The 22,468-nt window shown below is 64.8% G+C and carries 16 protein-coding genes; 10 read left to right on the top strand and 6 right to left on the bottom strand.

Annotated features, from left to right (window positions below):
- Window positions 1-84: 84 nt before the first annotated feature.
- The 3 genes from KY494_RS07615 to KY494_RS07605 all read left to right on the top strand — a co-directional run bounded on the left by KY494_RS07615 (window position 85) and on the right by KY494_RS07605 (window position 4,087).
- The gene (locus tag KY494_RS07615; RefSeq protein ID WP_219890483.1) at window positions 85-675 is read left to right on the top strand and encodes a hypothetical protein; all 591 of its coding nucleotides are present in this window, start codon (window positions 85-87) and stop codon (window positions 673-675) included.
- Window positions 676-1,044: 369 nt separating this feature from the next.
- Window positions 1,045-2,301, top strand: a complete 1,257-nt coding sequence (locus KY494_RS07610; protein ID WP_219890482.1) for an HD-GYP domain-containing protein — start codon at window positions 1,045-1,047, stop codon at window positions 2,299-2,301.
- A gap of 145 nt (window positions 2,302-2,446) precedes the next feature.
- A complete protein-coding gene (locus tag KY494_RS07605; RefSeq protein WP_219890481.1) occupies window positions 2,447-4,087 on the top strand; it encodes a PAS domain-containing methyl-accepting chemotaxis protein in 1,641 nt (546 codons plus the stop codon).
- Here KY494_RS07605 and KY494_RS07600 read toward each other — a convergent pair.
- The 3 genes from KY494_RS07600 to KY494_RS07590 form a co-directional block, all read right to left on the bottom strand.
- Window positions 4,059-4,907 (bottom strand): DUF2071 domain-containing protein, encoded by an 849-nt coding sequence (locus KY494_RS07600; RefSeq protein ID WP_219890480.1) that lies wholly within the window; start codon window positions 4,905-4,907, stop codon window positions 4,059-4,061. The genes KY494_RS07605 and KY494_RS07600 overlap by 29 nt on opposite strands.
- A gap of 63 nt (window positions 4,908-4,970) precedes the next feature.
- Window positions 4,971-5,753: a 3-hydroxybutyrate dehydrogenase gene (locus KY494_RS07595; RefSeq protein ID WP_219134740.1), complete on the bottom strand. Its 783-nt coding sequence runs from the start codon at window positions 5,751-5,753 to the stop codon at window positions 4,971-4,973.
- Window positions 5,754-5,824: 71 nt separating this feature from the next.
- Window positions 5,825-6,907 carry an AraC family transcriptional regulator gene (locus tag KY494_RS07590; RefSeq protein WP_219890479.1) on the bottom strand — a complete coding sequence of 361 codons (1,083 nt, stop codon included), beginning with the start codon at window positions 6,905-6,907 and terminating at the stop codon, window positions 5,825-5,827.
- Window positions 6,908-7,046: 139 nt separating this feature from the next.
- On the opposite strand from KY494_RS07590, the gene KY494_RS07585 reads away from it, so the two are divergent.
- The 5 genes from KY494_RS07585 (at window position 7,047) to KY494_RS07565 (ending at window position 14,655) form a co-directional block, all read left to right on the top strand.
- Window positions 7,047-8,657 (top strand): FAD-binding oxidoreductase, encoded by a 1,611-nt coding sequence (locus KY494_RS07585; protein WP_219890478.1) that lies wholly within the window; start codon window positions 7,047-7,049, stop codon window positions 8,655-8,657.
- The gene (locus tag KY494_RS07580; RefSeq protein ID WP_219890477.1) at window positions 8,654-10,222 is read left to right on the top strand and encodes a glycerol-3-phosphate dehydrogenase/oxidase; all 1,569 of its coding nucleotides are present in this window, start codon (window positions 8,654-8,656) and stop codon (window positions 10,220-10,222) included. Before KY494_RS07585 ends, KY494_RS07580 begins: the two co-directional genes overlap by 4 nt.
- 117 nt (window positions 10,223-10,339) lie before the next feature.
- Window positions 10,340-10,567, top strand: a complete 228-nt coding sequence (locus tag KY494_RS07575) for a hypothetical protein (RefSeq protein WP_219890476.1) — start codon at window positions 10,340-10,342, stop codon at window positions 10,565-10,567.
- A gap of 3 nt (window positions 10,568-10,570) precedes the next feature.
- Window positions 10,571-12,148: an FGGY-family carbohydrate kinase gene (locus tag KY494_RS07570; RefSeq protein WP_219890475.1), complete on the top strand. Its 1,578-nt coding sequence runs from the start codon at window positions 10,571-10,573 to the stop codon at window positions 12,146-12,148.
- A 245-nt stretch (window positions 12,149-12,393) separates the two neighbouring features.
- On the top strand, window positions 12,394-14,655 hold the full coding sequence (locus KY494_RS07565; RefSeq protein ID WP_219890474.1) for a TonB-dependent hemoglobin/transferrin/lactoferrin family receptor: 2,262 nt from the start codon (window positions 12,394-12,396) through the stop codon (window positions 14,653-14,655).
- A 201-nt stretch (window positions 14,656-14,856) separates the two neighbouring features.
- On the opposite strand, the gene KY494_RS07560 is transcribed toward KY494_RS07565, so the two are convergent.
- The 3 genes from KY494_RS07560 to KY494_RS07550 form a co-directional block, all read right to left on the bottom strand.
- On the bottom strand, window positions 14,857-16,215 hold the full coding sequence (locus KY494_RS07560) for a diguanylate cyclase domain-containing protein (protein WP_219890473.1): 1,359 nt from the start codon (window positions 16,213-16,215) through the stop codon (window positions 14,857-14,859).
- A 288-nt stretch (window positions 16,216-16,503) separates the two neighbouring features.
- A complete protein-coding gene (locus tag KY494_RS07555; protein ID WP_219134748.1) occupies window positions 16,504-17,697 on the bottom strand; it encodes a PLP-dependent aminotransferase family protein in 1,194 nt (397 codons plus the stop codon).
- A 176-nt stretch (window positions 17,698-17,873) separates the two neighbouring features.
- Window positions 17,874-18,785 carry a DMT family transporter gene (locus KY494_RS07550; RefSeq protein ID WP_219890472.1) on the bottom strand — a complete coding sequence of 304 codons (912 nt, stop codon included), beginning with the start codon at window positions 18,783-18,785 and terminating at the stop codon, window positions 17,874-17,876.
- Between the two features lie 133 nt (window positions 18,786-18,918).
- Here KY494_RS07550 and KY494_RS07545 point away from each other — a divergent pair, with 133 nt between their 5' ends.
- Complete coding sequence (locus KY494_RS07545) at window positions 18,919-20,352, top strand: PLP-dependent aminotransferase family protein (protein ID WP_219890471.1); 1,434 nt, start codon at window positions 18,919-18,921, stop codon at window positions 20,350-20,352.
- Window positions 20,353-20,441: 89 nt separating this feature from the next.
- Complete coding sequence (htpG, locus tag KY494_RS07540; RefSeq protein ID WP_219890470.1) at window positions 20,442-22,361, top strand: molecular chaperone HtpG; 1,920 nt, start codon at window positions 20,442-20,444, stop codon at window positions 22,359-22,361.
- Window positions 22,362-22,468: the final 107 nt, after the last annotated feature.

The following is a 22,468-nucleotide window of genomic DNA, read 5'->3' as shown; positions in this document are numbered from 1 at the left end:
GACGCGCAGCTGTTTTCTTACAGAAACAGCCGTTTTTATGCAAAGTGCTAGACTGCCGGCCTTAGCTCACTACTTTTGATACCCATGCGCCTGACTTCCCTTGCCCTGACCGCCGCCGCCCTGTTCGCCGCCTTGCCGGCCCATGCGGACACCATGCCGACACTCGAACACATCGACGCCGCCGTGCAGGCGGGCGTGGCCAGGACCCAAGCGAAGACGCAATCGAGCATGCCGTTCGCCGTCAAGGTCAAGAGCCTGCAGGGTTGCCAGGATTCGCTGGAAGTACCAGGCGAAGTGGTGTGCCTGGTGGCCATGAGCGCCGGCATGCGCGACGGGTTTAATGTGTTGCCTCTGCGTAAAGAGGGCGATATCTGGGTCGGCGTCGAGCGCAAGCATGCCAAGTTCGCGGGACCGTCGCCGGCCGAGGCGCAAGCCATGGCACGCGCCTGGGTCAAGGAAGAAGCGGCGGGCAATCCGCAACTTGCCAAGGATTTGCAGATGGCGGAAGCGGAGGCCTCCCTGCAGGTCAAGGCCATCAACGAATGCGAAGTCAGGCGCTCGACGGGCTACCTCGTGTGCGACACGGAAGTGAGCCTGCCGAGCCGTCCGCAAGGCTTCAAGACGGATCTGACCTTCATGCTGGACAGCGGCAACTGGCGTTACGTGCCGCGCTAGGCCGCCGCTCGCGCATCATCTGATACTTCTCCCCGCATAGCGCCAGCGTCTTTTCGCGACGTCTGGCGCTGGCGCTCGTCTTTCCTTTCCTGCACATCATGCCCGTGTGGTGGCCCATGAGGCCGCCGGCAGGCATGCGCCTCCATCATCGGCAGGATGCATACAATTCCACGAAATCAATATGGATTAATTGATATATTTATTGATTAATTATTATTTTCTAATGAAAACGATATAATTGGTGATTATTGCTGTATTTGTTGTGATTTAGCTATATAAATCAATTTATTCGGTTTAATCATTATTTTTGGCGTATGATATTGATAATGCGCAAGTAAATGTCGCGATCTGAATGTGTGGAGAACCGCCGTGCTGAAAAAAATAAGGAGTAGCGAACTCATGCTGGGAATGTATGTCGAGCGCCTCGGCCGCTCCTGGCTTGAGAACCCGTTCTGGAAGCGTTCCTTTTTACTCGAATCGCCGGCTGACCTGGAGCGTATCCGGGCGGCCCGCCTGAATGAAGTGTGGATCGACACGGCGCGCGGGCTGGCGCCGCCTGAACCTGTTGCCGTTGCCGCGCCGCCCGTTCCTGCAGCCGACGCAGCCGGCACGGAAGCGGCAGTGCCGGCCGTCTCCGTCTCCGTCCCCGTTGTGAATGTGGCGCCTGCCCTGTCGCGCGAGGCGGAAATGGCGCACGCCCGGCGCCTGCTCGAGCGCACGCGCCAGGCCGTGCAGACGATGTTTGACGAAGCGCGCATGGGCAAGGCCCTGGCCGTGGGGCAGGCCTACGAGCTGGTCGACGACATCGCCGCCTCGGTGCTGCGCGGCGGCGGCGTGCTGCTGGGCCTGGCACGCCTGAAAACCGCCGATAACTATACGTATATGCACTCGGTGGCCGTGTGTGCGCTGATGACGGCGCTGGCCAGGGAGCTGGAGCTGGCGCCGGAGCAGGTGCGCTCGGCCGGCCTGGCGGGTTTGTTGCACGACATAGGCAAGATGGCCGTGCCAGCGGCCATCCTGAACAAGCCTGGCAGCCTGAGCGACGCGGAGTTTTCTTCCGTGCGTACCCATCCGGCCGCCGGCCATCGCATGCTGCTCGAGGTGGGCGAGATCGATCCGGTGGCCCTCGATGTGTGTCTGCACCACCATGAAAAACTCGATGGCAGCGGCTATCCCAAGGGCTTGCGCGGCGAGGAAATCAGCCTGTATGCGCGCATGGGCGCCATCTGCGACGTGTACGACGCGATCACCTCGAACCGGCCGTACAAGCAGGGCTGGTGCCCGGCCGAGTCGCTGCGCCGCATGGCGGCCTGGCGCGGCGGACATCTGGACGCGACACTGTTTGCCGCCTTCGTCAAATGCCTGGGCATTTATCCACTGGGCACCCTGGTGCGGCTGCAATCGGAGCGCCTGGCCGTGGTGGTGGGGCAGGCGGCGGGCAAGACGCTGACCTCGCCCACGGTCCGCGTATTTTTTTCCATCCGCGCCGGCACTTGTATCGTACCCAGCATCATCGACCTGGCGGCACCCGGTTGCCAGGAGCGCATTGTTTCCACGGAAAGCGCTGCCCAGTGGGGCTTGCTGGACGTCGACCGTTACTGGGTCGACGAACCTGCCGTGGCATAGCGGCAGCCACGGCAGGAATAAAGTCTATTTTGTTAATAATAAAATATTAAAATAATGGTGCCAGTGCCGCGTCCGTTTTCCTGTCTGGCGACCGTTCCTTGTCCGCATACCCGTCACCGTACGGGCTACCACTGAGGATGTGACCATGCGACTCAATCTTCCCGTCAACGATACCGAGATCAATCTGAGCGATACCGAGACCATCGTCTCGACTACCGACTTGCAAGGCAATATCACGTATGCGAACCCGTATTTCATCGCCGTCAGCGGCTACAGTGCGGAAGAATTGATCGGCGCGCCGCAAAACATCCTCCGGCATCCGGACATGCCGGTCGAAGCGTTCGCCGATTTCTGGGCCACCATCCGCTCGGGACGCTCGTGGAGCGGCATGGTGAAAAACCGCTGCAAGGATGGCGATTACTACTGGGTGCTGGCAAACGTGACGCCGGTGGTGGAAGACGGCGTGGCTGTCGGCTACGTGTCCGTGCGCACCAAGCCCACGCGCCAGCAGGTGGCGCAGGCCTCCGCCCTGTACGCGCGCATCAAGGCGGGGCAAGCCGACGGCATCGCCCTCAGCCAGGGCGCGGCCGTGCGCACGGGCATGCTCGCCAGGCTGGCGAGCATGCGTGACCTGCCGCTGGGCAAACGCATCGGCTGGAACCTGGGGGCGCTGGTCGTACTCTTGCTGCTGCAGCTGGCCTGGGATGCGGGCCTGTTGCCGGATGCGGCCCAACGCTGGCTGACGGGCCTGTCCGTGGCGGCCTTGTGCCTGACCCTGTATTTCTGGCATGCCCTGCACAAGGTGGTGCTGCAACCGCTGCAGCGGGCGCGCCAGGCCTGCGACGTGATGGCGGGCGGCGACCTGACGGGCGAGCTCGATACCACGCGGCGCGACGAGATGGGGCAGCTGCTGCGCTCCTTGCGCCAGCTGCGCGTGAACCTGCACTCCATCGTCGGCGACGTGCGCGGCAATTTCCTGCGCATCAGCATGGCCAGCCAGGAAATCGCCGCCGGCAATATGGACTTGTCGGGCCGCACGGAAGCGCAGGCCTCGGCCCTGGAGCAAACGGCATCGAGCATGGAGCAACTGGCGGCCACGGTGCAGCAAAACAGCGGCAACGCCGTGCAAGCGAGCGACATGGCGGGCAAGGTCCATGGCCTGGCGGGGCGCGGCGGCGAAATCGTCGGCCAGATGGTGACGATGATGGCGGACATTAACGCTTCATCGAAGAAGATCGGCGACATTACGGGCATCATCGAAGGCATTGCCTTCCAGACCAATATCCTCGCCCTGAACGCGGCCGTGGAAGCGGCGCGCGCGGGCGACCAGGGGCGTGGTTTCGCCGTGGTGGCGGGCGAAGTGCGCAGTTTGGCGCACCGCAGTGCGGCGGCGGCCACGGAAATCAAGCAATTGATCACGGCGTCTTTGGCCCAAGTGCAGGCGGGCGCGAAGCTGGCGCAGCAGGCGGGCGCCAGCAGCGCCGAGATGCTGGGCGCCGTGCAGGGCGTGCACGGTATCATGGCGGAGATCGCCTCGGCCTCGCGCGAACAGAGCCATGGCATCGGCCAGGTCAACATGGCCGTCACGCAGATGGATGAAGTGACGCAACAGAACGCGGCGCTGGTGGAGGAATCGGCGGCCGCCTCCGCGTCGCTGCAAGACCAGGCCTTGCAGCTGGAGCAAGCGATGGCGTTGTTCAAGCTGGAACGGCGGCGCGGCGGGCCGGCCACGCCCTTGCGCGCGCCCGAGCGCCGCGCTACAGCAGGCGCTCTGACAGCGCCTTGAAGTCCACTTGCGGTACGAGAAAGGCAAACGGCGTGGATACGGGTGGCAGTTGCCTCAGCATGCCGCAGTCGGCGCGCAAGGCTGTCAGTGCTTGCACTTGATCCACATCAACGGGCAAGTCGATTTCGCCGAAGACCAGTTTGCCGTTGCGCGGCACGTGCGCGATGGCCGCATCCTGGCAAGCGAGGAAGGCGACGGCGGCGTGCCAGTTGCCGAACAGCGTATGCCAGTCGGCATCCAGATCATGCTCCGCCGTGATGTCCGCCTGCACCTCGAGCGCAGGGGCGCTGCCGGTGCCGGATGCAATGCTGCAGTGCGCCTGCGTGGCGCCGACTTCCAGCGTCATGCCGGCGGCCAGGTGGGTCGGCAGGATGTCGCTGAACAACCGCGTGCCCAGCGCATGGGGCAGGCTATCCATGATGTTTTTCAGAAAATACACGCAGGGCACGGCGGGTGCGCCCGGTGGCGTGTGGTCCAGATATAAACGCCAGTTGCTTTGCAGGGGCGAGGGCAGCAGCTTGCGTAACGGACCGGGCAGGGCAGGGCCGAAATGCCCGTGGCGGTAGGTCAGCACGGTAAACGGCGTCTTGCCGTCGCGCTGCCACAAGGCCACACCTGGCGGCAATAATTTCTGCGCGGCAGCGGCGTCGACCAGCCAGCTCACGTAGACGACATCGCGCACGTCGCTGTGCAGGGTGAGGAAAGGCAGGCGCGACATGACAGCCTGGCGTAGGTTGGCGAAACGCGTGCAATTGGCGAGCGCGGCAAACAGGCGCCCCGGCCAGCCCGCGCGCGGGTGGCGGTAAGTGTTGTCTTGCAATTGGGAAGTCTTTCGGTTGCGGTGATGCAGGCGGACGGCGCCGCCTGCCGGAAACGCTACGTCTTATTGCATGTGCCAGCCGTGACTCACTACTATGGACTGGCCGCTCAGTGCCGTCGACGGGAACGCAGCCAGGAAGACGGCCGTTTGCGCCACGTCTTGCGTGGTGGTGAATTCGCCGTCGATGGTTTCTTTCAGCATCACGTTCTTGATGACTTCTTCTTCCGTGATCTTCAGCTGGGCCGCCTGCTCGGGAATTTGCTTGTCGACCAGCGGCGTGCGCACGAAGCCGGGGCAGATGACGTTGGCGCGGATGTGGTCTTTCGCGCCTTCCTTGGCCACCACCTTGGCCAGGCCCAGCAAGCCATGCTTGGCGGCAACATAGGCGCTCTTGAACGGCGAGCCTTCGTGCGAGTGCACGGAACCCATGTAGATGATGGCGCCGCCGCGGCCGGCCTTGATCATTTCGCGCATGCAGGCGCGCGTGGTGAGGAAGGCGCCGTCCAGGTGAATGGCCAGCATCTTTTTCCACTGGTCGAACGGGTAGTCGACGACGGGACTGATGATCTGGATGCCCGCGTTGCTGATCAGAATGTCGATGCCGCCGAAGTGGGCCACGGCGTCCGCCACGCCCTTGTCGACCTGCTCTTCGCTGGAAACATCCATGGCGACGGCAAACGCCTGGCCGCCCGATTGCTTGATTTCCTCGGCCGTCTTGCTGGCCGCTTCCAGGGCCAGGTCGGCGATGACGACCTTGGCGCCCTGTTTCGCGTATTCAATGGCCATTTCCTTGCCGATACCACTGGCGGCGCCGGTAATCAGTGCGACTTTGTCTTTGAGTTGCATATTAATCCTTTGCATTGCGGGTTGGAGTGATCGTGGGAAGTCAGACTATGCCAGTATAGCCAGAAAACGCGTCAGGCATGCCCCGCGCACGCGTGCAAACCGGCTTGCTTCTCCTGTAATTGCTGCAGGCGCCAGGCGCCGGGATTGGTGCCCGCCCAGACGCGGAACGCGTGGTTGAACGCGCTTTGTTCCTGGTAACCGAGCAGAAAGGCGATGTCGACCAGCGACAGGTCCGGCTCGCGCAAATAATCGCGCGCCAGGCCGTAGCGGGCCTGGTCCAGCAGGGCCTGGAAGCTGGTGCCCGCGTCGGCCAGCTTGCGCTGCAAGGTGCGCGGCGTCACAGCCAGTGCGGCGGCAACGCTTGCCAGCCGCGCCGAACCGTGGCGCAAGCCCGCCACGATGGACGCGTGTACTTGTACTTCGATGCCGGCGCCGGTGTCCATTTCGGCCTGGCGCTGCGCCAGCAGCTGTTCCGCGTGCTGGCACAGCACGGGGTACAGGCTGACGTCGGCATTCGGCACGGGCCAGTCCAGCAATTGCGCGTCGAAGGTGGCCGTGTTGGCGTCCGCGCCAAAGGCGGGCAGGCTGCCCAGCACGCGCACGTATTCGTCGCGGTGCGCCGCGTGGCGCAGCAGCTCGCCGCCACCATCATGGGCAAACGCCAGCCGGGCCGGCGGCAGCGGCATGCCCGCCAGCCAGTCGCCGCACACTTTGACACCGGCAAAGACGCTGTCGACCAGGTGCCGGCTGGCGCCCGGGTAATTGCTGGCCCAGCGGTAGTGCGCGACGGCGCCGTCGCGCTGCAGCGTTGAGCGGCCCAGGTCGTGCGCCAGCCGCTCGTAGCGGGCCGTCTGTTCCAGCGCCTGGCCCACGTTCTTGCAACTGAGCAAAATCAAGCCGTACGCGCTGTACGTGCCCATGCGCACGCGCTGGCCCACGTGCAGGCCGAAATGCGCGTCGCCCGCCAGGCTGGCGCCCGCATCGAGCAGGCGCACGTAGTCGCGCGCGGCCAGGCTGGCCGCTGACGCTTCCAGGCTGTGCGGCGGCACGCCGGCCGCTTGCGCCAGGGTGGCTGCCGCGATGCCGTGCGCGCCGGCCGCTTCGAGCAGCGGCAGCAGATAGGCGCCGGCGACACGGCCGTCAGTACTTGTCATGATAGAACAATGCGATTGTCATGAAAAACCAATACCCTTCGTTTGTGGCGGCATATGCTATTGATCTGGCAAGAAAATAAGGCAAGGACAGTATAGCAAGCCGCCGTGGCGCGCAACTGGCCCAACACAGGGGATATCAATGCAACGCTGGAATGGCTGGGGGGACGAGAGCGTCACGTACGCGCTGAGCGAGGAGGCGCTGGCCTTCCTGGGCGAACGCCTGGGGCCGGGCAGCGGCATGCTCGATGCCACATTGGACGAGGCTTGCGCGCAAGTGCCCGCTTCGCGCCTGGCGCCGCATCCACTGATCGATACCCTGCCTGCCACGCGCGTGCGCCATGCGCTCGGTCAAAGCCTGCCCGACTGGTTCAAATTGCGCCACGGCCGCATCGGTGTTGTTCCCGATGGCGTGGCGTTTCCCGACAGCGCGCTGCAGGTGCGCCAGCTGCTCGACTACGCGCGCCAGGCCTGCGTGTCCGTGATACCGCACGGTGGCGGCACCAGCGTGGCCGGGCACCTGACGGTGGCGGCGGGGTCGCGCCCCGTGCTGGCGCTGAGCCTCCGGCGTTTGTCTGCGCTGGACCACCTGGACCGCGAAGCGCAGCTGGCCACGTTTGGCGCGGGAGTCTACGGCCCCGACCTGGAAGCGCAGCTGCGCGCGCATGGCTATACCCTGGGCCACTATCCGCAGTCGTTCGAATATTCCACCCTGGGCGGCTGGATCGCCACGCGCTCGTCTGGCCAGCAATCGCTGCGCTATGGCCGCATCGAGCAGCTGTTCGCGGGCGGCGAGGTGGAAACGCCGTCCGGCACCCTGACGATTCCCACGTTTCCGGCTTCGGCGGCCGGCATCGACCTGCGCGAAATGGTGCTCGGTTCCGAGGGGCGGCTGGGCATCCTGACGCAGGCGACGGTGCGCATCTCGCCGCTGCCGCCCTACGAAGCGTTCCACGCCGTGTTTTTCGCCGATTGGGGTCAGGCACAGGCGGCCGTGCGGACGCTGGCCCAGTCGCGCCTGCCCCTGTGCATGCTGCGCCTGTCGAACGCGCTGGAAACGCAAACCATGCTGACCCTGGCCGGCCACAAGAAACTGGTGGGACTGCTGGAGCGCTACCTGTCCCTGCGCGGCTGCGCAGAAGGAAAATGCATGCTGATGCTGGGCGTCAGCGGAGAAGAAAAAACGGCGCGCGCGGCCCTGCGCGGCGCCTTGGCGCTGGCGCGGCGGCACAAGGGCGTGCACGTGGGGCGCCACATGGGCGACAAGTGGAAGCAGGGGAGATTTCGCAACGTTTACCTGCGCAATGGCGCCTGGGAACACGGCTATGTCATCGACACGGTGGAAACGGCCGTCGACTGGCCCCGCGTGGCGGCCATGATGGCGGCGCTGGAGCAGGCGGGCACCGCTGCGCTGGCCGCGCACGGTGAGCGGGTGCACGTGTACACGCACCTGTCGCACGTGTATGCGCAGGGCGCCAGCGTCTACACCACGTATGTGTACCGGCTGGCGTCCACGTATGAAGACAATATGGCGCGCTGGCGTAGCTTGAAAGACGCGGCCTGCGCCGCCATCGTGGCCAATGGCGGCACCATCAGCCACCAGCATGGCGTGGGCACGGATCACGCCCCGTGGCTGGCGGCGGAAAAGGGAGAGCTGGGCATCGCGGCCATGCGCGCGCTGCTGCGCCAGTTCGACCCGCAGGGCATGATGAACCCCGGCAAACTGCTGCCTGACGCCGGCGGCCCATCGTGAACAGGGGCGATTTGCCTGGCATCCTGGCGCGCGAGTGGGATGTGCTGATCGTCGGCGGCGGCATCACGGGCGCCGGCATCCTGCTGGAAGCCTCGCGGCGCGGCTTGAAGGCGCTGCTGGTGGAACAGCGCGATTTCGCCTGGGGCACGTCGAGCCGCTCCTCGAAGCTGGTGCACGGCGGCTTGCGCTACCTCAAGCAGGGGCAGTTCGCCATGACGCGCGAATCGGTGCATGAGCGGCAAGCCTTGCTGACCGATGCGGCGGGGCTGGTCGAGCCGCAAGGCTTTGCCTTTGGCGACTACACGGGCAGGAAACCGGGGCGGCGCCAGTTCATGCTGGGCCTGGCTATCTATGACGTGATGGCGGGCCGGCGCGCGCGCCGCTATCTGGCCGCAGACGATTTTGCCATGCTGGCGCCACATGTCAACCGCGATGGGCTGCGGGGCGGCATGCTGTACCAGGACGCCAAGACGGACGACGCGCGCCTGGTGCTGCGCGTGCTGCAGGAGGCGCGCCGCCATGGCGGCGTGGCCGTCAATTACCTGGGCGTGGCGTCGCTGCTGCGCGAAGATGGCAAGGTTGCCGGCGCCACCTTGAACGATGCGGTCGCTGGCGCGACATTCACCACGCGCGCGCGCCTGGTGATCAGCGCCACGGGCGCCTGGGCCGACGGCTTGCGCGGCCAGGTGGGAGAGCAGCCGAAGCTGCGGCCCTTGCGCGGCAGCCATCTGCTGCTGCCCGCCTGGCGCCTGCCGCTGGCGCAAGCCGTCAGCCTGATGCACCCGCACGATGGCCGTCCCGTGTTTGCGTATCCGTGGGAGGGCGTGACCCTGGTGGGCACCACCGATGTCGACCACGGCGCCAGCCTGGACCTGGAGCCGGCCATCACGCGCGGCGAACTTGATTATCTGATGACGGCGCTGCGCTGGCAGTTCCCGCAGCTGGCGCTGGGCGACGACGACGTGCTGGCCACGTTTGCCGGCGTGCGCCCCGTCATCGACAGCGGCCAGCTTGACCCGTCGAAGGAAGCGCGCGAACATGCGCTATGGCTGGAACACGGCTTGCTGACGGTGGCGGGCGGCAAGCTGACGACGTTCCGCGTGATCGCCCTCGACGCCTTGCGCCGCGCCGCGCCGCTGCTGCCGGGCTGGCAGGCGGATTTGCGTCCCTTGCCGATCTTTGACGCCACGCCGCCCCTGTCGGGCAAGGCCTTGCTGCTCGACGGCGAACAGCGCGCGCGCCTGCTGGGCCGTCATGGCGCGGCCGCGCAGGCGCTGTGCGATGCGGCGCACGAGGGCGAACTGGCGCCGGTTCCCGGCACGCAGACCCTGTGGGCGCAACTGCGCTGGGGCGCGCGCAACGAGGACGTGCGGCACCTGGACGACCTGCTGCTGCGGCGCACGCGCCTCGGTTTGCAACTGGCCGGCGGCGCGCTTGCTATCATGCCGCGCCTGCGCGCCATCTGCCAGCATGAACTGGGGTGGAGCGATGCGCGCTGGGACGACGAGCAGGCCCGCTACCTGGCCCTGTGGCGCCGCCATTACAGCGTGCCGCAAGGCGATTGAAAAACCATAAAAAATAAGGAGAACATCATCGACACCACCCTGTTTGGCCAGCCCCTGGCGCTGGGCGACGCCCGCATCACCTACGACAGCCTGTCGGCGCTGGACCTGCGCCAGAGCGTGGAGGCTCTCGTCGACGACCTGGGCGAAGACCTGCTGCAAATCACGTGCGCGAATGGCGACATCGTCGACGTGGGCTGGTATCCGGCCTGGAATGAACAGGGCCGCTTGCGCGTGGTGGCCGTGCGCGGGCAGGACTGGGAAGCACCCGTCTTCAGCGCGCAGCCGGAAAAAGATCCGCAGGCGCTGCTGCAGGCGCTGCGCGCCGCGCTGGCCAGCGTGGCATAAGCGATGGCCTCCGCAGCGGGCAATGGCCCCTATATCCTCTCCATCGACAATGGCACGCAAAGCGTGCGCGCGCTGCTGTTCGACCGGGACGGCAACCTGGCGGCCAAGGCGCAAGTGTTCCTCGAAGCGTATTACTCCGAGCACCCCGGCTGGGCCGAGCATGACGCCGACGGTTACTGGCAAGCCGTGTGCGAAGCGTGCCAGCAGCTGTGGCGCGGCACGGACATCAATCAATCCTCGGTGGCCGGCGTGGCCGTGACCACGCAGCGCGGCACGGTGGTCAATGTGGATGAACATGGCGCCCCGCTGCGGCCCGCCATCACCTGGCTGGACCAGCGCAGCACGCGCGACATTCCGCAACTGGCGCCGTGGTGGCGCGCCGCCTTCCGCGCCATGCGCCTCGATGGCACGATCGCCTACTTCCGCCGCGAGGCCGAGATCAACTGGATCAGCGCGCACCAGCCCGACATCTGGCGCCGCACGCATAAATTCCTGCTGCTGTCGGGCTTCTTGAACCACCGCCTCTGCGGAAAGTATATCGATTCGACCGGCTCGCAAGTGGCGTACATCCCGTTCGACTACAAACGCCACGCCTGGGCCGGGCGCTTCGACTGGAAGTGGCAGGCGCTGGCGATACGACGCTCCATGCTGCCGGAACTGGTGACGCCGGGCACGCGCATGGGTGCCATCACGGCCGCGGCGGCGGCGGCGACGGGCATTCTTGAGGGCACGCCCTTGCTGGCGGCGGCCGCCGACAAGGCGTGCGAGGTGCTGGGCGCGGGCTGCGTCGAACCGCATGTGGCGTGCCTCAGCTACGGCACCACGGCCACCATCAACACGACCAACCGCAAATACGTGGAAGTGACGCGCTTCATTCCGCCGTATCCGGCCGCCATGCCGGGCGCCTACAGCACGGAAGTGCAGATTTTTCGCGGCTACTGGATGGTCAACTGGTTCAAGGAGCAGTTCGGCGACCGCGAACGGGCGGCGGCCGCCGAAGATGGCACGGGCTTGTCCGCCGAAGCGCTGTTCGACCGCCTGGTCGACGCCGTGCCGCCCGGCTCCATGGGCTTGATGCTGCAGCCGTACTGGAGTCCGGGCATCAAGGTGCCCGGCCCGGAAGCGAAGGGCGCCATGATCGGCTTTGGCGACGTGCACACGCGCGCGCACATCTACCGCGCCATCCTCGAAGGTCTCGCGTATGCGCTGCGCGAAGGCAAGGAGCGCATCGAACAACGCAGCGGCATGGCGATTACGGAGCTGCGCATCGCGGGCGGCGGTTCGCAAAGCGACTCTGCCATGCAGCTGACGGCCGACATCTTCGGCTTGCCCGCCGCGCGCGCCCACGTGTATGAGAGTTCGGGCCTGGGCGCGGCCATCGCCGCCGCCGTGGGCCTGGGCTGGCATGCGGATTTCCCCGCCGCCGTGCAGGCGATGACGCGCAAGGGCAAGGTATTTCATCCCCATCCCGAGCACCGGAAAATCTACGAACAGCTGTACCGGCGCGTGTACCAGAAAATGTATGCGCGGCTGCAACCGCTATACCGCGAGATCGCCGATATCACCGGCTATCCGGAATAACTACTCATTAAATCGTATTGCGAATCATTCGCATCCGATATATGATGTATTCCGCATTTCACTAAGGCAACTTATCCCGGTGACTGCAGTGCGCCGCCGGCCATGCGCTGGCGGCGTGTCCGCGCGGGCAGGGTTCCGCCGCAACGCTTGCGTCAACGCCGCCGCTTGATCGTGCACCGCCTGTCCTCTGCCCAGCGTTTTTTCATTCCACAAGCATGAAGTAGCAAACCCAGGCAAGGATAGCGATGAAGAGCAGCAAACAACGATTGACCCCGCTGGCCGCCGCGCTGGCGCTGGCATTGGGCGGCGCGCAGGGCCCTGCGTGGGCGGCGGCGATGGCCGACAAGGCCGATGCCGTGCAGATGCCCGCCATCAGCGTGTTTGGCGACGCCATCAGCGCCGGCACGGCAGGGCGCTCGTACATCAACAGCGCCGACATCGAACGCCAGCAGGCCGACAACGTCGCCTCGCTGCTCGACACCCTGCCCGGCGTGGACCTGGCCGGTACGGCCCGTCCCAGCGGCCAGAGCCTCAATATCTGGGGCTTCAATAAAGTGCAGGACGTGAAAGTCATCCTCGACGGCGTGCCCAAGGGCTTCGAGAAATACCGCCAGGGCTCCATCTTCATCGAACCGGAACTGATCAAGCAGATCGAGGTGAACAAGGGCGCGCATACGAGCTTGTACGGCAACGGCGGCTTCGGCGGCGTCATCACGGTCGAGACCAAGGATGCGCAAGACTTGCTGGAAGGCGGCGAGAGCGTGGGCGCCATGCTGAAGTATTCGCGCCATTCGAACAATGGCGAAAACGACGCCACCGTGGCCGTGTATGGCCGCAGCGCAGATGGTCGCTTCGATGCGATGGCCTTTACCACGCGGCGCAAGTCTGATGATTTGCGCAAACCCGATGGCAAGCCATTCCGCTTCTCCGCCATCGACGCGCCATCGAGCCTGGCGAAACTGAATATCCGGCTGACGCCGGAGCAACTGCTGACCCTGACGGCGATGAAGAGCGGCAGTTCGGGCTGGGGGCCGTTCGCCGCCATGGGCGAAGACGTGCCCACGCCGACCGAGGCGGAAATCAAAAAATATGGACTGGAAGAGGCGTGGCGGCGCAAGGCCGTGTACCGCGACCAGGACGACGACACGGTTTCCGTGAAGTGGCAGTATGCGCCACAAGACAATCCGTGGATCAAGCTGACGGCCAGCGCCGGCTATTCGCACACGGACCAGCATGACCAGCGCCTGCCGTCCGCTTCACTCGGTTCCTATCTGGGTTCGCTGGGCAACGAGAGCTGGGCTTCGTACGTGGACCGCATCGCGGAGGTGCGCAATGAGAGCGTGTTTGCGACGGGTGCCGTGTCGCACGTGCTGCAAACGGGCCTGCAGTGGCACAAGAATGTGCGCGATACCCTGATGTACTACCCGTCGTCGACGGCGCTGAAGGATCCCAGCTATAACTATGGCTACTTCCAGCCCTATTACATGCCGGCCGGGCGCCAGGAAACCACGGGCCTGTATCTGCAGGATGCGATGACGTATGGCGACCTGACGCTGACGGCGGCGCTGCGCCATGACCGGGTCGTCTCCGAGGGCGTGCCGAACAAGGCATCGCGCTACAACAGCCCGCTGGCGGCGGCCGGTCACGACTTCAGCGAAAAGGCCCACGAAGACTGGTCGCCCCGCCTGGGCCTGTTCTGGAAGGCGTCCAGCACGCTGGCCTTGTTCGGCGACTTGAGCCGCACCTGGCGCGCGCCGACCATCGACGAGATGTATTCGAATGAATATTATGTGTCGCCGCGCCTCGGTTCATCGACGCCGGCTACCAGCCGCAACCTGGCCGTCGAGCGCGTGACGGCCGTGCGCGCGGGTGTCATGCTGCACCGCCAGAACGTGTTCATGGAGCGCGACGACGCGCAGCTGCGCCTGACGGTCTACCGCAATCGCGTCAGCGACAATATCGGCCCGCGCCTGGGCGTGCTGGTCGAAGGCTACGAGCCGGGATCGGGCAAGGTGCCGCCGGCGCTGTCCGACTACCGCAACCTGGCCGGTTTCCGCACGCAGGGCGTGGAGGTCGAGTCCTACTACAACGCGCCGCGCCTGTTTGCCAGCGCCTCGCTGTCGAAGCAGCGCGGCACGCGCAGCGGTACCCAGCGCGACCCGTGGGGTCAGGACGAACCCGTGTCGACGATTGCGCCGGACAAACTGATGGCGGGCCTGGGCTGGCGCTTGCCCGACCTGGGTGCCAGCATCGGCTGGCAGGGTCGCTTCGTGGCGAAGCAGGAGCGCGTGCTGCCCGTGGGCAGCGTGTACCGCCTGCCGCCATCGAAGGGCTATGCGCTGCACACCTTGTTCGCGTCGTGGAATGGCAAACAGGGCGTGTGGCGCGGCACGGAGGTGCGGCTGGCGGTCGATAATGTCTTCAACCGCCACTACATGCCGTATCTGAGTGAAGCGGTGACCGGCGTGGGGCGCAATGCGAAGCTGAGCGTGTCACGTAAGTTTTGATTAATTTTAAGAATGGCGGGCCTGAGACGCGGGCCTGAGAAAATGCCGATGGCGGCGTTGCAGCTTCCTTGCCGTACTTGCGTACTGTCTGCGTCGCTGCGCCTTGCCCTCGACATTTTTCAGGCCCGCTTGGCCCGGGGTGCCTTTGTTTGGGGCGTGGGTCTACTCCTGGTTCGCGACATGTTTCGTTGAACTTCCCTGTTAACGCAGTACCAACGCCTTGACCGTTTTCCATGCCGTGCTGCCCGAGTGCGTGGCGCGCACCTGGTTGCGGCCCGCTTCCTTGGCCACGTACAGGGCGCGGTCGGCGGCGACGAACAGGGCTTCGCGGTCGTCCAGCTGGTGCGGGTGGATGGTCGCCACGCCGATGCTGACGGTGATCCACGGCGAGGTGGCGGAGCGCGGGTGCGGCAGCTGCAGTGCTTCGATGTGCATGCGGATGGCTTCGGCCAGATGCAGGGCGCCGTCGGCATCCGTGTCGGCGAGCAGCATGACGAATTCCTCGCCGCCGTAGCGGGCTGCCAGGTCGCCAGGGCGGGCGGCATGCGAGGCGATGGCTTGCGCCACCTGCTGCAGGCAGCTGTCGCCGGCCGGGTGGCCCAGGCTGTCGTTGTACAGCTTGAAGTGGTCGACGTCGAGCACCACCAGCGACAGGGCTCCGCCGCCGCGCACGGCGCGCTGCCACTCTTTTTCCAGGAAACTGTCGAAATGCCGGCGGTTGGCTATTTTTGTCAGCGGATCGAGATAGGCGGCGCGCTGCAGCGCGTCTTCCGACTGCTTGTGGTGCGTGATGTCGTGCAGCAGGCCGATATACAGGGGCTGGCGCAGATACATGGGTGTCAGCGTCAGGTCCATGCTCAGCGCCGCGCCGGTGCGGTGGCGGATCACCACTTCGCGCGTGCCGTGGTTGTGCGCTTTTTCCGGATTGGCGGCGTACATGCTGAAGTAATCGAGGTATTCCTGCGTCACCAGGGGGCTGAGCAGTTCAGCGATCGAGCGTCCGGCCAATTCGTTTTCGCGGTAGCCCAGGTACTGGTCGCAGGCCGGGTTGGTGTACTGGATGCGCCCGTCCGCCTCGATGATCAGCAAGCCCTCGGCCATGTTGTTGACGATGGTGCGCAGGCGCTCGGCCTGCTCCTGCTGGGTTTCATTGCTGCTGCGGATGTGCAGCTGGGCGCGCACGCGCGCGCACACTTCGGCCATGCGCAGCGGTTTGCTGATGTAGTCGACGGCGCCGCAGTCGAAACCGGCCACCACGTCTTCCGTCTCCGTCCTGGCGCTCATGAAGATGACGGGAATACCCTGCGTCAGCGGATGCTGCTTGAGGCGGCGGCAGGTTTCGATGCCATCCATGTCCGGCATCAGCACGTCGAGCAGGATCAGGTCGGGATGGGCACGCTGGGCGATCGCCAGCGCCCGCTCACCGGACGTGGCGACATAGGTTTGATAACCCTGTTCGCTCATCAGCTTGCGCAGCAGCTCAAGGTTGGCTGGCGCATCGTCGACAATCAAAATGGCGGCGTTGCGCCGCTGGGAATGCTCCACACTGCCTGGACTCATTGCTTCCGGCCTTCTCGATGTACTCTGCGCTGCCAGCGTTTGCTGCATTTTCCGTGATGCTGACCGGGTTCAAATCGGATACAGCGGTCAAATCATACCGCTTTGCCAATTTTTTGGGTGGAAAAATCGATGCTGTGGGAGCTGGGAAAATATTATTCTTATACTATTTTTAAGAATAAATACACGCGGTTGCTGTCGCGAAGGCGGTTTTTGGGCGGAGAGCGGCGTGCCCGTTGGCGCTGGGGCAGCGATGACACGCCCCGCGCAGGCGGGGCGTGAAGAGCGCAATTACATTTTTGCGGCGATCAGTTTGCCCAGGATGGCGATGCCCTCGCGGATGCGTTCCGGCGGCACCGTGACGAACGACAGGCGCAAGGTGTGCGTTTCCGGCGTGTTCGCATAGAACGGCGCGCCCGGCACGAAGGCGACCTTGTTGGCGATGGCTTCATCGAGCAGTTGCATCGCGTCGATGTGTTTCGGCAGGGTGACCCAGATGAACATGCCGCCTTCCGGTTTGGTCCAGGTGACGCCGGCCGGGAAGTGCTCTTCCAGCGCCGACAGCATGGCCTGGCACTGGTTGCCGTACAGGCTGCGGATGCTGGGGATGTGCCGCTCCAGGAAGCCGTCCTTGATCACTTCATGCACCACCATCTGCGTCAGCTGCGACGTGTGCAGGTCGGCCGCCTGCTTGGCCAGTTCCAGGCGGCGTACCAGCGGCGGCGGGGCCACCACGTAGCCGAGGCGGATGCCGGGCGTGAGCACTTTCGAGAACGAACCCATGTAGATGACGCCGTCCGGATTCATGTTGATCATCTTCGGATACGGCTCGCCGCTGTAGCTCAGGGCGCCGTACGGATCATCCTCGATCAGCGGCAGGCCGTGGCGGGCGCAGGTTTCCACCAGTTCCACGCGGCGCGCCACGGACAGGCTGCGGCCCGTCGGGTTCTGGAAGTTCGGCAGCGCGTACAACAGGCGCGCGCCATCGGCGACGGGGTCGATCGACGACGGCACCAGGCCTTCGTCATCGGTGTCGACGGAAACGAATTCGGGACGGTAGACGGAAAACGCCTGCAGCGCGCCCAGGTAGCTGGGGGTTTCCACCAGCACGCGGCTGCCTTCGTCGATCAGGACCTTGCCCAGCAAGTCCAGCGCCTGCTGCGAGCCGGACGTCATCAGCACTTGCTCGGGCAGGATGGTGCTGCCATTGCCGGAGAGCGAGTCGGCGATCCACTGGCGCAGCGGCAGGTAACCGTCGGTGGGGCCGTATTGCAGGGCCACCTTGCCATTGTTCGACAGGACCTTGTCGAAGGCGGTCTTCATTTCTTCCACGGGGAAGGTGGCGGGCGAGGGCAGGCCGCCGGCAAACGAGATGATCTCGGGACGCTGCGTGATCTTCAGGATTTCGCGGATGAACGAGCTTTGCAGCTGTTCCGCGCGTTCGGCAAAGCGCCATTGGATCGGATTCGGATTTTCAATTTTCATACGAGTCTCACAGAAGATGCCGAGCTGCGCCGGCTGGATTTGTTGGCCCGCTTGTGGCGGTGCGTGCGCAAGCGGCGCCGGATAGGCGTCGCCATGGTGCTGCGGTATTGTACGGCTTGCACGCCGCTCTGCCCATCCGCACGCACAAGGGCGTTGCAAATGGGCGTCAGGGAACCTTACTTCAGCTTGCGTCCGATGGCCACGACGGCAATCACGGCGCCGGCAAACAGCAGGCTTTCGCCCGTCAGTGGCTCGTGCAGCAGCACGGCCGCGCCCAGCAGCGTGAGGAAAGGCTGCAGCAACTGCGTCTGTCCCACGCGCGCCACGCCGCCCAGCGCCATGCCCCGGTACCAGAAAAAGAAGCCGATAAACATGGAAAACACGGAGATGTAGGCAAAGCCCAGCCAGGCCGCGCCGCTGGCCTGCGCCATCAGCGCGCGCTGCGGCCAGGCGTTCCACAGCACCACGGGCAAGACAAAAGGCATGGCCAGCAGCAGCGCCCAGGAAATCACATGCTGGCCCGGCATGGCTTGCGCCAGGCGTCCGCCTTCCGCATAACCGAGGGCGCCCAGCAGCACGGCGGCGAACATCAGCCAGTCGGCCAGGTGGAAGCTGCCGCCGCCCTGGCGCAGCGCGAACGCCACCACCAGCGCCGTGCCGAGCAGGGCCATCAGCCAGAATCCCGGCGATGGACGTTCCTTGCCGCGCAGCACGGCAAATACGGCGGTGGCCAGCGGCAAAATACCCACCAGCACGGCGCCGTGCGAGGCGGGCAGGCTGCGCATGGCGATCGACGTCAGCCAGGGGAAACCCAGCACGCAGCCCAGCGATACAAGCGCCAGCGGCAGCCATTGCTCGCGCCGCGGCAACGGCGCCCGCTGCTGCCATAGCCACAGGCCGGCCAGGCAGGCGGCCACCAAGGCGCGGCCCAGGGCGACAAAGGTGGGGTCGAGTTCCGCCACCGCCAGGCGCGTAAAAGGCAGGGTCAGGCTGAAGAGGGCGACGGCGATGAGGCCCAGCAGCAGGCCTGTGCGGTCGGCGCCGAGGCGCGGGAGGGAGCTGGGGGAAGTGGTGGCGGGCGATGGCATGGCTGTCCTGGTACGGGTGGTGTGGGTCAATGGGCGGGGTGGATCAATCCGCCCCGTACTGCTATCCTAGAGGTGAATAGCAATACAGTAAAAATACACTTCCACGCATAATTTCACATACTGTCATGGTCATATGAGCAATACACTCGCCTCTCCATCCCTGCCCTTGCTGTCGCGCACTTCGGGCGAAACCCTGATCGACCAGATCGCGCGTTCGCTGGCGGCGCGCATCGACGACAAGCTGCTGCGCGGCGGCGCGCGCATGCCCTCGATCCGCCAGTGCGCCGCCAGCCTGAGCGTGTCGTGCGCCACGGTGGTGGCCAGCTACGACAAGCTGGTGGCGCGCGGCTACCTCGAATCGCGGCGCGGCGCGGGATTTTTCGTGCGCGAGCGCTCGCCGCTGAACACGCCGACGCCGCCCACCGGCGCGCAGGACGCGGCGGCGCAGCCGATGGACGTGGTTTGGCTGATCCGTAACATGTTCCGCCAGACGCCGGTCATCCCCGCGCCCGGCACCGGCATGCTGCCCGCCGAGTGGCTCGATGGCGACCTGGTGGCGCGCGCCCTGCGCGACGTCAGCCGCCAGCCGGGCAGCCTGCTGCTCGGTTACGGATCGCCGCAGGGATTCCTGCCGCTGCGCCAGCAGTTGCAGCTGAAACTGGCGGGCCTGGAAATCGCCTGTCCGCCCGAGCAGATCGTTACCACGGTGGGTGTGATGCAGGCGCTGGACCTGGTGGCGCGCGAGTTTGTCCGCCCTGGCGAGACTATTTTCGTCGACGATCCCGCGTATTGGCTGATGTTTGGCGCCTTTGCCGCCATGGGCATGCACGTCATCGGCATCCCGCGCTTGAACGACGGCCCTGATATCGCCGTGCTGGCCGAGCTGGCGGCCCTGCACCGTCCCAGGCTGTACGTGATCAACTCGGTGCTGCACAACCCCAGCTCGACGTCGCTGTCGGCGGCCAAGGCTTTCCAGGTGCTGCGCCTGGCCGAACAGCACGATTTCCTCGTCGTCGAAGACGATATCTATTGCGACATGCATCCGGGCGGCGAGGTGCAGCCGGCCACGCGCCTGGCCGCGCTGGACCAGCTGCGCCGCGTGATTTATCTGGGCGGCTTTTCCAAGAGCCTGGCGGCCAACTTGCGCGTGGGCTTCATCGCCACCTCGCCTGAATGGGCGCAGCGGCTGGCCGACCGCAAGATGCTCGCCACGCTTACCACCAGCGACATCGGCGAGCGCGTCGTCTATAAAATCCTCTCGCAAGGCTTGTACCGCAAGCATGCGGAACGGCTGCGCGCGCGGCTCGACAAGGTGCGCGAGGGGACCTACCGCCGCGCCGAGCGGGCCGGCCTGCGCTTCGATCCCGCGCCGGCCGGCATGTTCCTCTGGACCGATGCGGGTTGCGACACGAATGTGCTGGCCGAAAAGGCGCTGGCCGAAGGCCTGGTGCTGGCGCCGGGCAGTCTGTTTTCGCCGCGCCAGCTGCCGTCGACCCGCATGCGCCTGAACCTGGCCACGGTGCAGGACGAGCGGGTATGGGACTTTTTCGACCGCGCGCTGGGATAAGACACGGCGTGAAACGGGAGCCCTTGAAATCGCTTATATAATCCCCAACTTCATCAAATCCGTCCCATCCACAAGACTATGAGGTAAAAATGGCTGTCTCCGAAAAGCAAACCCTGGGTTTTCAGACCGAAGTGAAGCAAATGCTGCACCTGATGATCCATTCCCTGTACTCGAACAAGGAAATCTTCCTGCGCGAACTGATCTCGAACGCGTCCGACGCGGCCGACAAATTGCGCTTCGAAGCGATCGATAACGACGCCCTGTACGGCAACGATCACGAATTGAAGATCAAGGTCAGCTTCGACAAGGATGCGCGCACCATCACCATTTCCGACAACGGCATCGGCATGACCCGCGACGAGGCGATCTCGCACCTGGGCACCATCGCCAAGTCGGGCACCAAGGAATTCTTCGGCAAGCTGTCGGGCGACCAGCAGCAGGACGCGGCCCTGATCGGCCAGTTCGGCGTGGGCTTCTATTCAGGCTTCATCGTCGCCGACAAGATCACCGTCGAAACGCGCCGCGCCGGCGCGGACGCCGCTGAAGGCGTGCGCTGGGAATCGGCCGGCGAAGGCGATTACAGCATCGAAAACATCGACAAGCCGTCGCGTGGCACGGACATCATCCTGCACCTGCGCGAAGGCGAGGACGAATTGCTGTCGAGCTGGAAGCTCAAGTCCATCATCCGCAAGTACTCGGACCATATCTCGTTGCCGATCGTGATGCAGAAGGAAGAGTGGGACGAAGAGAAAAAAGAAACCGTCCTGAAGGACGAATTCGAGACCGTCAACCAGGCCAGCGCCCTGTGGGCCCGCAACAAGGCCGACATCACGCCGGAACAGTACGACGAATTCTACAAGCACGTCTCGCACGACTTCCAGTCGCCTTTGAGCCACACGCATAACCGCGTGGAAGGGCGCAGCGAATACACGCAGCTGCTGTACATCCCGGCCAAGGCGCCGTTCGACATGTGGGACCGCAACAAGCGCGGCGGCATCAAGCTGTACGTCAAGCGCGTCTTCATCATGGACGATGCCGAGCAACTGATGCCGACCTACCTGCGCTTCGTGCGCGGGGTGATCGACTCGGCCGACCTGCCGCTGAACGTGTCGCGTGAAATCCTGCAGGAGTCGCGCGACGTCAAGGTGATCCGCGAAGGCTCGACCAAGCGCGTGCTGGGCATGCTGGAAGAACTGGCGAACGCGGACGAGCAGGACAAGAAGGACAAGTACGCCGTCTTCTGGAAGGAATTCGGCCAGGTGCTGAAAGAGGGCATCGGCGAAGACGCGGCCAACAAGGAACGCCTGGCCAAGCTGCTGCGCTTTGCCTCGACGGCCAACGACAGCGACGGGCAAATCACCTCGTTCGCCGACTACGTGGCGCGCATGAAGGAAGGCCAGGACAAGATCTATTACGTCACGGCCGACAACTACGCCGCCGCCAAGAACAGCCCGCACCTGGAAATCTTCCGCAAGAAGGGCGTCGAAGTGCTGCTGCTGACGGACCGCGTCGATGAATGGATGCTGTCGTTTATCCAGGACTTCGAAGGCAAGGAACTGGTTTCCGTCGCCAAGGGTGGCCTGGACCTGGGCGCGCTGGAAGACGAGGCGGAAAAGAAAGAGCACGAAGAAACGGAAACCTCGTACGCCGACCTGGTGGGCAAGATGAAGACCGTGCTGGCCGACAAGGCCAAGGACGTGCGCGTCACGTTCCGCCTGACCGATTCGCCAGCCTGCCTGGTGGCCGATGAAAACGAATTGTCGGGCAACCTGCTGCGCATGCTCAAGGCTGCGGGCCAGAGCGCGCCGGAATCGAAACCGATCCTGGAAATCAATCCGAACCACCCGCTGGTGACGCGCCTGAAATACGAAGATGCCGAAGGCGGCAAGTTCGGCGACTGGGCCAACATCCTGTTCGACCAGGCCATGCTGGCCGAAGGCGGTTCGCTGGCCGACCCGGCCAGTTTCGTCAAGCGCCTCAACGAATTGCTGCTCAATACGGCGAAGTAATTCAGATGCGTGTAGGTCGGATTAGCGTAAGCGTAATCCGACACAGCGGCTAATGCATCAAGGCCGGCCCTTTCCTCGTGAAAGGGCCGGCTTTTTTTTAAGGGTCA

The sequence above is a fragment of the Janthinobacterium sp. PAMC25594 genome (genome assembly GCF_019443505.1).
GTDB lineage: Bacteria > Pseudomonadota > Gammaproteobacteria > Burkholderiales > Burkholderiaceae_D > Janthinobacterium.
Note: the sequence above shows the minus strand (reverse complement) of the source record. Positions and strands in the feature narration are given on the sequence as shown.

Coding starts and splice junctions, on each gene's coding strand:
- KY494_RS07615 (WP_219890483.1), top strand. CDS start 85: ATGCGCCTGACTTCCCTTGCCCTGACCGCCGCCGCCCTGTTCGCCGCC.
- KY494_RS07560 (WP_219890473.1), bottom strand. CDS start 16,215: ATGAGTCCAGGCAGTGTGGAGCATTCCCAGCGGCGCAACGCCGCCATT.
- KY494_RS07595 (WP_219134740.1), bottom strand. CDS start 5,753: ATGCAACTCAAAGACAAAGTCGCACTGATTACCGGCGCCGCCAGTGGT.
- KY494_RS07545 (WP_219890471.1), top strand. CDS start 18,919: ATGAGCAATACACTCGCCTCTCCATCCCTGCCCTTGCTGTCGCGCACT.
- KY494_RS07570 (WP_219890475.1), top strand. CDS start 10,571: ATGGCCTCCGCAGCGGGCAATGGCCCCTATATCCTCTCCATCGACAAT.
- KY494_RS07565 (WP_219890474.1), top strand. CDS start 12,394: ATGAAGAGCAGCAAACAACGATTGACCCCGCTGGCCGCCGCGCTGGCG.
- htpG (WP_219890470.1), top strand. CDS start 20,442: ATGGCTGTCTCCGAAAAGCAAACCCTGGGTTTTCAGACCGAAGTGAAG.
- KY494_RS07585 (WP_219890478.1), top strand. CDS start 7,047: ATGCAACGCTGGAATGGCTGGGGGGACGAGAGCGTCACGTACGCGCTG.
- KY494_RS07555 (WP_219134748.1), bottom strand. CDS start 17,697: ATGAAAATTGAAAATCCGAATCCGATCCAATGGCGCTTTGCCGAACGC.
- KY494_RS07550 (WP_219890472.1), bottom strand. CDS start 18,785: ATGCCATCGCCCGCCACCACTTCCCCCAGCTCCCTCCCGCGCCTCGGC.
- KY494_RS07605 (WP_219890481.1), top strand. CDS start 2,447: ATGCGACTCAATCTTCCCGTCAACGATACCGAGATCAATCTGAGCGAT.
- KY494_RS07590 (WP_219890479.1), bottom strand. CDS start 6,907: ATGACAAGTACTGACGGCCGTGTCGCCGGCGCCTATCTGCTGCCGCTG.